This window comes from Homoserinimonas aerilata (assembly GCF_006716125.1).
Lineage (GTDB): Bacteria > Actinomycetota > Actinomycetes > Actinomycetales > Microbacteriaceae > Homoserinimonas > Homoserinimonas aerilata.
The window spans coordinates 1-12,379 of the sequence record NZ_VFOM01000006.1 but is presented as its reverse complement, the minus strand read 5'-3'; the positions used below and the strand labels follow the sequence as shown (position 1 = coordinate 12,379).

At 66.1% G+C, this 12,379-nt stretch carries 12 protein-coding genes and 1 tRNA gene; 10 read left to right on the top strand and 3 right to left on the bottom strand.

Annotation, left to right across the window (positions count from 1 at the left end):
• Positions 1–210, bottom strand: a complete 210-nt coding sequence (locus FB562_RS13325; protein ID WP_141881789.1) for a hypothetical protein — start codon at positions 208–210, stop codon at positions 1–3.
• Positions 211–271: 61 nt separating this feature from the next.
• Here FB562_RS13325 and FB562_RS13320 point away from each other — a divergent pair, with 61 nt between their 5' ends.
• From FB562_RS13320 to nhaA, 3 genes are all read left to right on the top strand, one after another.
• Entirely contained in the window at positions 272–724 is a 453-nt protein-coding gene (locus tag FB562_RS13320) for a MarR family winged helix-turn-helix transcriptional regulator (protein ID WP_141881788.1), read from the top strand.
• Between the two features lie 44 nt (positions 725–768).
• The gene (locus FB562_RS13315) at positions 769–1,647 is read left to right on the top strand and encodes a bile acid:sodium symporter family protein (RefSeq protein ID WP_141881787.1); all 879 of its coding nucleotides are present in this window, start codon (positions 769–771) and stop codon (positions 1,645–1,647) included.
• A 194-nt stretch (positions 1,648–1,841) separates the two neighbouring features.
• Positions 1,842–3,185: a Na+/H+ antiporter NhaA gene (gene nhaA, locus FB562_RS13310; RefSeq protein WP_141881786.1), complete on the top strand. Its 1,344-nt coding sequence runs from the start codon at positions 1,842–1,844 to the stop codon at positions 3,183–3,185.
• 119 nt (positions 3,186–3,304) lie between these two features.
• Here nhaA and FB562_RS13305 read toward each other — a convergent pair whose 3' ends face one another.
• Together FB562_RS13305 and FB562_RS13300 are read right to left on the bottom strand one after the other, a co-directional pair.
• Complete coding sequence (locus FB562_RS13305) at positions 3,305–3,847, bottom strand: NADPH-dependent FMN reductase (RefSeq protein WP_141881785.1); 543 nt, start codon at positions 3,845–3,847, stop codon at positions 3,305–3,307.
• A 258-nt stretch (positions 3,848–4,105) separates the two neighbouring features.
• Positions 4,106–4,192: transfer RNA gene (locus FB562_RS13300), tRNA-Leu, on the bottom strand.
• Positions 4,193–4,637: 445 nt separating this feature from the next.
• On the opposite strand from FB562_RS13300, the gene FB562_RS13295 reads away from it, so the two are divergent.
• From FB562_RS13295 to FB562_RS13265, 7 genes are all read left to right on the top strand, one after another.
• Positions 4,638–5,366: an FHA domain-containing protein gene (locus FB562_RS13295; protein WP_141881784.1), complete on the top strand. Its 729-nt coding sequence runs from the start codon at positions 4,638–4,640 to the stop codon at positions 5,364–5,366.
• The gene (locus tag FB562_RS13290; RefSeq protein ID WP_141881783.1) at positions 5,367–5,897 is read left to right on the top strand and encodes an FHA domain-containing protein FhaB/FipA; all 531 of its coding nucleotides are present in this window, start codon (positions 5,367–5,369) and stop codon (positions 5,895–5,897) included. It begins immediately after the preceding gene.
• 4 nt (positions 5,898–5,901) lie between these two features.
• Positions 5,902–7,143, top strand: coding sequence for a PP2C family protein-serine/threonine phosphatase (locus FB562_RS13285; RefSeq protein WP_141881782.1), 1,242 nt, complete (start codon positions 5,902–5,904; stop codon positions 7,141–7,143).
• Positions 7,127–8,563 (top strand): FtsW/RodA/SpoVE family cell cycle protein, encoded by a 1,437-nt coding sequence (locus FB562_RS13280; protein WP_425459836.1) that lies wholly within the window; start codon positions 7,127–7,129, stop codon positions 8,561–8,563. The genes FB562_RS13285 and FB562_RS13280 overlap by 17 nt, the downstream gene beginning before the upstream one ends.
• Positions 8,560–9,999, top strand: a complete 1,440-nt coding sequence (locus tag FB562_RS13275) for a peptidoglycan D,D-transpeptidase FtsI family protein (protein WP_141881780.1) — start codon at positions 8,560–8,562, stop codon at positions 9,997–9,999. Before FB562_RS13280 ends, FB562_RS13275 begins: the two co-directional genes overlap by 4 nt.
• On the top strand, positions 9,996–11,756 hold the full coding sequence (locus FB562_RS13270) for a protein kinase domain-containing protein (RefSeq protein ID WP_141881779.1): 1,761 nt from the start codon (positions 9,996–9,998) through the stop codon (positions 11,754–11,756). The genes FB562_RS13275 and FB562_RS13270 overlap by 4 nt, the downstream gene beginning before the upstream one ends.
• A gap of 107 nt (positions 11,757–11,863) precedes the next feature.
• On the top strand, positions 11,864–12,379 hold a 516-nt coding region (locus FB562_RS13265; RefSeq protein WP_141881778.1), incomplete at its 3' end, for a protein kinase domain-containing protein.

Here is a 12,379-nt window from a genome sequence, read left to right as displayed (position 1 = left end):
CTATTCGGCCGGCGTGGTCGGGCAGTGCACCTTTGTGGGTCGGCCGTCGCGGCGTTCGACCTCGTGCTTCGACATGGCGATGCCGCACAGCGGGCAGGCCCGTGTCGTGGCGGCGGGCAGCGGCGCCTCGTTGTAGGGGCCGAGCGGGGCGGAGCCGATGTAGGGGCGCAGTCGTGCGTTCAGTCGCTCGATCAGCTCAGAGAATCCCATGATGCCTTTCCTTCGTGTACTAATTATAAGCACACTATTGATTAGGGGATAGAATAGATTCATGACGAGCTCCCCGACCGCCGACCTCCTGCAGCTCGACCAACAGGTCTGCTACGCGCTGGCCGCAGCATCCCGCAGCGTCATCGCCCTCTACCGGCCCGTGCTCGAACCGCTCGGCCTCACGCATCCGCAATACCTCGTCATGCTCGCCCTGTGGGAGAGCAGCCCGCGCACCCTCGCCGACCTCGGCGGTTCCCTCATGCTCGAATCGGCCACACTCTCGCCGCTGCTCAAGCGGCTCGAAGCCGCCGGTCTCGTCACACGCGCCCGCAATGCCGACGACGAGCGCGCCCTCGCGATCGAACTCACCCCGGCCGGCGTGGCGCTGCGCACCCGGGCGCTCGAGGTGCCGGGCAGAATCATCGCCGAGCTCGGGCTGCCGCTCTCCGAGCTCGAATCACTGCGCGACTCGCTGCACACCGTCATCGCGGCGGCCACGCATCCTGCCCCCTGAACTGCGGGTAGCGAGAACCATGCGAGTTCCGCCACACTGTGGCGATGGACTCAGCGTTGACGACCATCGGGCTCCCCGTCGCCCTCGGCATCATCATGTTCGGTCTGGGGCTCAGCCTCACCCCCGGTGACTTCACGAGGGTCGGCAGGCATCCGAAGGCGGTCGTCATCGCCCTCGTCTGCCAGCTCCTGCTGCTGCCGGCCCTCTGCTTCGGGCTGGTGCTCGCGTTCCAACTGCCGCCCCTGCTGGCTGTCGGCATGATGCTGCTCGCCGCCTCCCCCGGAGGCACGACGGCGAACCTCTACAGCCACCTGTTCCGCGGCGATGTGGCCCTGAACATCAGTCTCACCGCCATCAACTCGGTCATCGCCGTCATCACGCTGCCGCTCATCACGAACCTGGCGGTCGGTTTCTTCGCGCCCGGCGGAGAGGTCCTCGGGCTGCAGTTCTCCAAGACACTCGAGGTCTTCGCGATCGTGCTGCTGCCCGTCGTGCTCGGAATGCTCGTCCGCCGCTGGCGCGCCTCCTTCGCCGACGCCATGGACAAGCCGGTGCGCATCGCATCCATCATCATCCTGGCCGTCGTCATTGCCGGCGCCGTCGTGTCGAACCGTGAGATCCTGGCCGAACACATCGGCAGCCTCGCCCTCGTGACGGTGCTGTTCTGTGCCCTCAGCCTCACGATCGGCTACGTCGTGCCGCTCCTGTTCAAGGTGGGCCCCGCCCAGTCCGTCGCGAGCGGCTTCGAGATCGGCATCCACAATGCGACACTCGCGATCGTGATCGCGCAGAGCGTGCTCGGCAGCGTCGAGATGTCCCTCCCCGCCGCCGTGTACGGGGTGCTCATGTTCTTCGTCGCGCTCGCCTTCGGCTTCGCCATTCGAGGCCGGATGCGCGCGACGGCACCCGCGGCGGCCGCCTGACAGCAGACCAAGTCTCGCCGTTCCCACCTGCGCGATCCTTTCACACGGCCCGGCTTCTCACTCCGTCCCGCTGCGCGTGGCACCGGGGTTGACACCGGATGCGTCGCGGCGCGTATGCTTTCCGGAGGTGAGCCGGGAAGTCTGGTCGGCATTTTTTTGTCGATCCAGATTTCGATCCTGAGCTACGGAGCCGGATGCCCACCACCAGCAAGTCCTCCCAGCAGCCTCCCCGCATTCTTGCCCGCAGGAGTTGGGGTGAGACGCTCCGCATCGGCGAGATCCTCCGCAAGGAGACCGTCGGCGGCGGCCTGCTCGTCGCCGCCGCGATCGTCGCCATCGTCTGGGCGAACTCACCGCTGGCCGACAGCTATTTCGCGGCCCGCGACTTCACCTTCGGTTTTGCCCCGTGGGGTCTGGAGTTGAGCGTCGGCACCTGGGCTGCGGATGGGCTGCTGGCGATCTTCTTCTTCCTGGTCGGTCTGGAGTTGAAGAAGGAGTTCGTGGCGGGTGACCTGCGCCAGCCGTCTAAGGCGATCGTGCCGGTCGCGGCCGCGTTCGGCGGCGTCGCCGCGCCCGCCCTCATCTATGCGGCGATCAACTGGGGCGACCCGGAGGCGCTGCGCGGCTGGGCGACGCCGACGGCGACCGATATCGCGTTCGCCGTCGCCGTTCTGGCGGTGATCGGTTCGCACCTGCCGAGTGCGCTGCGTATCTTCCTGTTGACGCTGGCCGTTGTTGACGACCTGATCGCGATCGTCATCATCGCCTTCTTCTACACGAGCGAGATCCAGGTGGCTCCGCTGCTGCTCACGCTGGTTCCTGTGATCGTGTACACGGTGCTGGTGCAGCGCTTCCGCCGCTTCTTCGGTGCGCATGCGTGGGCTCCGTGGCTGATCCTGCTGCCCATCGGCGCCATCGCGTGGGCGCTGCTGCACGCATCCGGGGTGCATGCGACGATCGCGGGCGTCGTGCTCGGCTTCACCGTTCCGGTGCTGCACCGCAGGGCCGACCGCGACAGCCCGGAGCGCGACACCGACGGCCCGGGGCTCGCCGAGCAGTTCGAGCACGCCTTCCGCCCGCTGTCGGCCGGTTTCGCGGTTCCGGTCTTCGCGTTCTTCGCGGCGGGCGTGACCGTGGGCGGGGTCGACGGCTTCGTGTCGGCGCTGTCGGATCCGGTGACGCTGGGCATCATCGTCGCTCTCGTCGTGGGCAAACCGATCGGCATCCTCGGCACGACCTGGCTGCTGTCGACGGTCACCCGGGCCCGGCTCGATGACGATGTGCGCTGGATCGACCTGCTCGGCGTCTCGCTGCTCGCCGGCATCGGCTTCACCGTGTCACTGCTGGTGGCCGAGCTCAGCTTCGGGCACGGCCTCGAGAACGATCACGCGAAGGTGGGCATCCTGTGTGCCTCAGTGCTGGCCGCCGTGCTGGCGACGGTCGTGCTGCGCATCCGCAACCGCCACTACCGGCGCATCCAGGAGGAGGAGGCCATCGACGAGAACGCCGACGGCATCCCGGATGTCTACCAGCGGTAGGTTTCGGCTGGTTGAGGAGGCGCGCCAGCGCCGTCTCGAAACCCGGTGGGTTGAGGAGCGACGAAGGAGCGTCTCGAAACCCGGTGGGTTGAGGAGCGACGAAGGAGCGTCTCGAAACCTCACCCGCGAGCAACCCCTGCCGCAACCGCCGACGCAATCACCACATCCGCCCACCGATCCAGCCACGGTTCGAGCGCACCCTCCTCGGCGAAGGTCTTCTCGTTCAGGTACAGCCCTTGTGCGGGTGTGGTCGCTCCGAGTTCGACGAGCACGGGTTTGAGCAGCAGTTCGGGCGCGAGCGCGTGGGTGGGCCCTGCGCCGAGCATGAGGGCGACAGCCGTGACGCCGGCGAGCCCGGTTCCGGTGTCGAACTGGTCGAGGAACAGTTTGAGCACCCCCGTGTAGCTGGCTTTGAAGGTGGGCGAGGCGACGATCAGCAGGTCGCTGTCGGATGCGGTGGCCACGGCATCCTTCACGGCCGCGTCTTCCCATCCGAGCAGGCCGGGCCCGAGTTCGATCACGTCGATGAGCTGCAGCGGTTCGGCTTCTGTTGACGGCCCGCCGGAGTTGGTTTTCGCGGCGAGCGCCTCTGCCAGCAGGATGCCCGCCTGCAGGGTGCGCGAGCCGGCCTTCGGGTTTCCGGCGACGACGGTGGTCTTCATGTGCACTCCCCTGCATCTTCTTGCTGTTCGCGACTCAGGCTATGACGCGGCGGGTCGCAGCGGGCAAGGGTGACCCCGCGTTACGCGCCCACGTCTCCCGCACCCCGCTACGGCTGTGTTTCGTCGCGACGGCTGCGGAACATTCCACCGCCGTCGCGACGAAACACAGCCGTCGAGCCACTCTTTGACCTATTAGCCACGCCGGGGATGCGGGCCGCAGGAAAGCGAAAAGCCCCCGATCTCTCGGGGGCTTTCGTGTGGTGCGCGAGGGGGGACTTGAACCCCCATGCCCTCACGGGCACACGGACCTGAACCGTGCGCGTCTGCCAATTTCGCCACTCGCGCGTGCTTCTCCCACCGGTCAATCGGTGAGCGCAGACTAAGGGAGATTATCACAGCGCGGCTGGGTCGATGTTCCCTCTCCCTCCCCTGCTGCTGTGAAGTACGCCGATCGGCTCATCCTGCCCGCCCCGAGCATCCGATAGGCGTACCTCACGCGAGTGGGTCCGGGCGAGGTGGGCGTCGAGTACGCCAATCGGTCCTTCCCGACCCCGCGGAGCATCCGATCGGCGTACTCGACGCGATAAGCACGGGCTCGATGCGATAACCACGGGCGAGCGGATGCGAGCCCACTGGCAGCGCGCACCACCACAGCCCCGCGAGGTCATCCGTCCGATGTAGTTTGCGCCGGTTGGGCCGCGATTTGGGCTCCCATGCGGGCCCAACGGCTAACATCGTCATAGCCACGGCGGCGGCCCGACCGTTGGCGAAGACACAGAGAAGGAAACCCGTGGGATTACTGGACAGCTTCGAGCGCGGTCTTGAGCGGGCAGTGAACGGCGCTTTCGCGAAGACCTTCAAGAGCGGGCTGCAGCCGATCGAGATCACGAATGCGTTGCGCCGTGAGCTCGACACGAAGGCGGCTGTGGTCGCACGCGACCGCATTCTTGTGCCGAATCGTTTCACAGTGCGCCTCTCCGCGGCCGACTATGAGCGGATGCATGGGCTCGGCCCGGCTCTCGTCGACGAGTTGACTGCTCTGGTGCAGCAGCATGCGACCGCGCAGGGCTACCAGTTCACGGGCGGCATCTCCATCGAGCTGCAGCATGACTCCTCCCTGAGTGAGGGCATGGTGCGTGTCGACTCCGACAGTGTGAACGGCGCCGTCACCTGGACGCCTGTTCTCGACATCGACGGCAAACGTCATCCGATCACGCGCTCGCGCACGGTCATCGGTCGGGGAAGCGATGCGGATGTCACGGTCGACGACAGCAGCATCTCGCGCAAGCATGTCGAGATTCTGTGGGATGGCAGCCGTGCGCAGGTCAATGACCTGGGTTCCACGAATGGGTCGCAGTTGAACGGGCAGAGGGTGTCGAAGGCTCCGCTGCCCACCGATTCCGTGATTAACATCGGCAGAACCCGTATCGTCTTTCGGGTGCTTGCCCAATCCGCGTCCATTGATGAGCACGCCCATCTTCCGCCGAGGCGACGTGATGACCCGGGGAGTGGCCGGTAGATGGATGAGTTGACGCTCCTGCTGCTGAGGTTCGGCTTTCTGCTGCTCCTGTGGGCTTTCGTGTTCGCGATCGTCTACGCGTTGCGTTCGGATCTGTTCGGCGATCGCGTCCGCAAGCTGCCGGTGTCCCCGCAGTCGACCCCCGAGCCGGCTCCCGCCGCGGGGGCGACCGCTCCTCTCTCTGCGCCGCGTCCGGTGGCGGCGCAGTCGGCGGCATCCGGCCCTGTTGCGACGACCGCCACGGCCAGCAGGCTTGTCATCACGTCGGGTGCGAAGGCCGGCCTCGAGTTGGAGTTGCATTCCGAGCCGCTGACGATCGGCAGGTCCAGCGAGAGCGGCCTCGTCATCCGTGACGACTACACCTCCACCCATCACGCCCGTCTGGTGCTGTGGGGCGATGAGTGGGTCATCCAGGATCTCGATTCCACGAATGGCACGTTCCTTGATGGCCGCCGTGTGGCCGCCCCGACCCCCATCCCCTTGAACACGCCGGTGAAGATCGGCACGACCAGCTTCGAGCTGCGACGGTAGCGGCATGGCGACAACCATCAAGAGTGCGGCCGTCTCCCATGTCGGGCGCATCCGCTCGAACAACCAGGACTCTGGTTATGCGGGCAGGCAGCTCTTCGTCGTCGCCGACGGCATGGGTGGTCATGCGGGCGGCGATGTCGCCTCCGCGATCGCGTTGAAGCGCATCATCGAGGCCGATCGCCCTTTCGCTTCGGCCCATGATGCGGAGTTCGCGCTGCAGTCGGCGCTTCTGTCGGCCAATGGCCTGCTCGCCGAGACGGTGTTCGACCACCCGGAGCTCACCGGCATGGGCACGACCGCGACGGCGCTGCTGCGGGTCGGCGATCATGTCGCGATCGCGCATATCGGCGATTCCCGCCTCTACCTGTATCGCGGGGGCACGCTCGAGCAGGTCACGGTCGATCACACCTTCGTGCAGCGTCTGGTCGATTCGGGCCGCATCACGCAGGAGGAGGCGGCCGTGCATCCGCGTCGCTCCGTTCTCATGCGCGTGCTCGGCGATGTCGATGCGAACCCGGAGATCGACACTGCCGTGGTCGAGACGGAGCCGGGCGACCGGTGGATGCTGTGCTCCGACGGTCTCAGCAGTTATGTCTCCGACGACAAGATCGAGGCGGCGCTCCGCTCGGTTCCGTCGCCGAAGGATGCCGCGGACCGTCTGGTGCGGGAGGCTCTCGACCAGGGCGCTCCCGACAATGTGACGATCGTGATCGTCGATGTCGACACGACGGCTGATTCGGCGTCCAGCCCGCCGGTGACGGTCGGTTCTGCGGCGATGCCGCTCACCTTCGAGTCGACCGCCGAGCACAAGCCGCTTCGCCTGCCGACGCTTCTGCTGCATCCGTTGAAGGCCGCGCAGCACGAGGACAGCCATTTCGAGCCGGAATCCGACGAGTATCTGCGCGAGCTCATCCAGGAGGACAAGCGCCGCGCCACCCGCCGCAGGGTCGCCTGGCTGCTCGCGGTGGGCCTCATCGCTGCGCTCATCGTCGCCGCTCTCGTCGTCGGCTACCGCTGGACCCAGACCCGCTACTACGTGGGCGCGAACGGCAGCACGGTCGCCATCTACAAGGGTGTGCAGCAGAGCATCGGCCCGCTCTCGCTGCATGAGGTGTTCGAGGAGACGAGCATTCGGGTGGACTCGCTGTCGATGTTCGAACAGCAGAGGGTGGTCGACACGATCAACGCCGACGATCTGGATGACGCCCGCAGCATCATCACGCGTCTTGATGGCGGTACCGGCTGACATGGCGGCTACGGATCAGACGGCGACCGGCGCGCTGCCCACGGGCACGGCCGGAGACACCACCCCCACGGGCCCCATCCGGGTGAAGCGCGCCCCCGCGCGGATGCGCAATGTGGAGCTTCTGCTGCTCCTGGTCGCGTGCGGCATCAACGGCGCCGCGATGGCGCTCGTGCAGTTGGGCGCGACGGGCGAGATCGACCAGAGTGTCATCATCCTGGGCGGCCTGCTGGCGATTCTGGTGCTCGGGATGCATGTGGCGTTGCGTTTCGTGGCGCCGCAGGCCGATCCGCTCATCCTTCCGGTGATCACGGTGCTCAACGGCCTCGGTATCGCCGAGATCTACCGCATCGACATCGCGAACGGGGATGCGGGCTGGGATGCTGCGGGCGTGCGCCAGATCGCCTGGACGGGCCTGGCGATCGCCATCGCTCTGGCTGTGATTCTGGTCATCCGCAATCACCGCGTTCTGCAGCGCTACCGCTACATCGCCATGTTCACGGGCATCGTGCTGCTTCTGCTGCCGATGCTGCCGGTCATCGGCCATGCCGAGTTCGGCGCGCAGCTGTGGATCAAGATCGGCGGCTTCTCGTTCCAGCCGGGTGAGCTCGCCAAGATCGCCCTCGCCGTGTTCTTCGCCGGCTATCTCGTGGAGAGCCGCGACAGCCTGTCGATGGTGGGCAGAAGGTTTCTGGGGATGCGCTTCCCGCGTGCCAGAGATCTCGGTCCGATCCTGGTGATCTGGGCTGCGGCGATGGCGGTGCTGATCTTCCAGCGCGACCTCGGCACCTCGCTGCTGTATTTCGGTCTGTTCCTGGTGATGATCTATGTGGCGACGGGGCGGGCGAGTTGGGTCATCCTGGGTCTGGCGTTGTTCCTGGGCGGGGCGCTTGTCGCCAGCCAGACTCTCGGGTATGTCGCTGGCCGCTTCGAGGGTTGGCTGGATCCGTTCAATCAGGATGTCTACGATGCGGGCGGCGGCAGCTATCAGCTGGTGCAGGGGCTGTTCGGTCTGGCTGACGGCGGCCTCGTCGGAACGGGTCTCGGTGGCGGCAGCCCCGATCGTGTTCCGCTTTCGCAGAGCGACTACATCATCGCGGCTCTCGGCGAGGAGCTGGGTCTGGCGGGCCTGTTCGCGATCCTGGCCCTCTATCTGCTGTTCGTCTCGCGCGGTTTCCGCATCGGTTTCTCCGGGCAGGATGATTTCGGTCGCCTTCTGGGCGTCGGCCTCAGCTTCGTGGTGGCCCTTCAGGTCTTCATTGTTGTCGGCGGCGTCACGCGCGTGATCCCGTTGACGGGGCTGACGACGCCGTTTCTGGCGGCGGGTGGTTCCTCGCTTGTGGCGAACTGGATCATCGCGGCGCTCCTGTTGCGACTCTCTGACACGATTCGCAGCCAACCGAGGCTGGTGGTGGGCCCATGAACAAGCAGCTCAAGCGGGTGAGTGCTGTCGTCCTGATCATGTTCGTGGCGCTGTTCTGTTCCGGCACGGTCATCACCGTCTTCCAGGCTGACAATCTGCGGGCGGATCCTCGCAATGTGCGCACGCTGTTTGCGAGCTTCTCCGCCGAGCGCGGGCCGCTGCTGGTCGATGGCACGCCCATTGCGCAGTCGACCCCTGTCGATGATGACTTCAAGTTCCAGCGCTCCTACGCGAACCCTGCCCTGTATGCGCCGGTGACCGGCTATTTCACGCTCAATCAGGGCAACACCGGCGTGGAGGGTTCGCTCAACGATTACCTTTCGGGCACGGCGAATGAGCAGTTCCTCGATCAGGTGTCGGCGATCTTCACGGGCCAGACGCCGAAGGGTGCCGCTGTCGAGCTGACCATCGACAGCGCCATCCAGCAGGCGGCATCGGATGCGCTGGGCGATTACCGCGGTGCCGTCATCGCGATCGACCCCAAGACGGGTGCGATCCTGGCGATGGTCTCGAAGCCGTCGTACGACCCGAACCTTCTGGCCAGCCACGACACGGCTGCGGTGATCTCGGCGTACAACCAGCTGCTCGCAGCTCCGGATAACCCGCTGTTCAACCGCACGATCTCGGGCAATCTCTATCACCCGGGTTCCGTGTTCAAGCTGCTTGTGGCATCCGCGGCTCTCGACAGCGGTCAGTTCGAGCCCGAGAGTCAGCTGCCGAACCCGCCCACCCTTCAGCTGCCGTTGAGTTCCACGGTGATCACGAACGCCGAGGGCGGCAACTGCGGTGGCGGTGAGACGGTGAGTGTTGCGGATGCCCTGCGCCTGTCATGCAATATCCCTTTCGCCGAGTTGGGCACGGCAGTGGGGCATGACACTCTCGCCGAGTATGCGAAGGCGTTCGGTTACGGCGAGAAGGTCGATGTGCCGATGTCGGCGACGCCGAGTGTCTTCCCGGCGGAGATGAATGCGCCGCAGCTGATGCTCTCCTCCTTCGGGCAGCAGGATGTGCGTGTCACGCCACTGCAGATCGCGATGACGACGGCGGCGATCGCCAATGGCGGCGCTCTCATGCAGCCGACGCTTGTCGACAGCATCATCGCCCCGGATCTCACTGTGATCAGCTCGCTGGAGCCGACCGTGTTCAGCCAGCCGATCACCTCCGCAACGGCGGCGACGATGTCGGGACTCATGGTGAACAACGTCGCCAATGGTGCGGCGAGTGGTGCAAGAATGAACGGAGTCGACGTGGGCGGCAAGACCGGTACAGCACAGAATTCGGAAGGTGTTTCCAACACTCTCTGGTTCACTGGCTTCGCGCCCGCGAACGATCCACAGATCGCGATCGCAGTCGTCGTCGAGAATGGTTCCGGTTTCGGTAACCAGGTCGCCGCGCCGATCGCCAAGAAGGTATTTGAGGCGGTGCTGAGCAAATGAGACCCACAAGTGGCCTCACTTTCGGTGGACGTTACCAGCTGTCGAGCCGGGTGGCGATCGGTGGCATGGGCGAGGTCTGGCAGGCGACTGACCTCGTCATCGGGCGCACTGTCGCCATCAAGATCCTCAAGGATGAGTATCTGGGCGATCCGGGCTTCCTCGAGCGGTTCCGCGCGGAGGCGCGCCATGCCGCGCTCGTCAACCATGAGGGCATCGCCAACGTCTTCGACTACGGCGAGGAGGATGGCAGCGCCTACCTTGTGATGGAGCTCGTGCCCGGTGAGGCGCTCTCCACGATCCTGGAGCGCGAGCGGATCCTATCCACCGACCGCGTGCTCGACATCGTCGCGCAGACCGCTTCGGCGCTGCACGCCGCTCACGCCGCAGGTCTCGTGCACCGTGACATCAAGCCCGGCAATCTCCTGATCACTCCGGATGGCCGGGTCAAGATCACCGACTTCGGTATCGCCCGCATCGCCGACCAGGTTCCGCTGACGGCGACCGGTCAGGTGATGGGCACGGTGCAGTATCTGTCTCCTGAGCAGGCGAGCGGACATCCGGCCTCCCCGACCACCGACATCTACTCGCTGGGCATCGTCGCCTATGAGGCCCTCGCCGGGCGGCGCCCGTTCACGGGTGAGTCGCAGGTGGCGATCGCGATGGCGCAGATCAACGAGCAGCCGCCGGATCTTCCGGCGACCGTGTCGGAGCCTGTGCGCAATCTCGTCTACTCGTGCATTGCGAAGAGCCCTGCCGAGCGTCCCTCCTCGTCGGCGCATCTCGCGCGTGCCGCGCAGGCGCTGCGTCGCGGTGATGTCGCGGGTGCGACGGCCGCCGTTCCCGGTGTCGCAGGCGCCGAGGCGTTCACGACCCTGATCACGCCGGGCGTCGACACGAGTGCGGCCACCCGCGTTCTGCCGTCCGCGGCCGGTGGTCTGGGTGCTGCGGGTGGCCTGTCGGCGACGCAGCCGATGTCCGCGATGGACGGGCCGGATGAGGTCAAGTCGCGCAATCCGTGGACGTGGCCGCTCATCGCGCTCGTCGGCATCCTGCTGGTTGCCCTCATCGGTGTGATCCTGGCGCTCGTGTTCGCGCCGGGCGACGAGCCGTCGCAGAGTTCTGCGCCGCCGTCGCAGACTCAGAGCCAGAAGCCGAGCACGACGCCGAGCGCCGACAACAAAGTCGCGGTCGTGCAGGATGACTATCTCGGCATGACTGAGATGGAAGTGCGCAACGCGCTCGGCCTGCTCGATCTGCGTGCCGAGGTCGTGGAGGGCAACACCGCGCCAGACCCCGACAGTGTCGGCAAGGTCTACAAGATCAACCCGACCGGCCGTCTCGACCCGGGCAGTGTGGTCACGGCGACGATCTACGCGCCGATCCCCGACCCGGCGAAGCCGGCCGCGCCGAGCGCTTCGTCGTCGACTGCGGAGCCGGGCGACACCGTCACGATCACGTGGCCGACGTACACGGGCTGCGCCCCGGGCACCAACCACACCGCCTACCGGCTTTCGTTGACGGGGGCCACCACAACCGCCGGAAACCCGCTGGGCAAGGGTCAGCACAGCGCCGAGATCGTCGTCGACGACGGCGTGACCTCGGTGACCGTCAGCTATCTGGCCGAGTGCTCGGGCATCCAGTCACCGCCATCCGACACCGTCACGATCACGGTCACACCTCCTGTGTCTCCTCCGCCGAGCACGGACCCGGGAAACGGCAACGGCAATGGCGGGGGCGGGGCCGCACCGTCGGCGTGACGCATCCGGTAGACATCTCTGCTGGTCTCACGGCGGCAGGGCGATATGGCTGTACAGCAGACACCGATTACACTGGCTATTCGTTGGCCTAATCCGGGAGATGAACTGTGACTGAAGATGCTCGCCTCCTGGCTGGTAGGTATCAGGTCGGCAAGCTCATCGGCCGCGGCGGCATGGCGGATGTCCATGAGGGCACGGATGCGCGCCTCGGGCGCCGCGTCGCCATCAAGCTGCTGAAGCCCTCCCTTGCGATCGACCCGAACTTCAGGCTGCTGTTCCGCGAGGAGGCCCAGAAGGCCGCCCGTATGGCGCATCCGACGATCGTTCGCGTCTACGACGCCGGCGAGGAGACCGTCACCGACGCCAACGGCATCGAGACGCAACTGCCGTTCATCGTCATGGAGTACGTCGACGGGCGCCTGCTCAAGGACATCATCGCCGACGGCCCGCTCTCCCCGCAGGAGGCCGTTCGCATCGCCGACGGTATGCTCACGGCGCTCGAGTACAGCCACCGTGCGCTGCTCGTGCACCGCGACATCAAGCCCGGCAATGTCATGGTCACTCAGAATGGCCAGGTCAAGGTGATGGATTTCGGCATCGCCCGCGCCGTCAGCGACAACTCT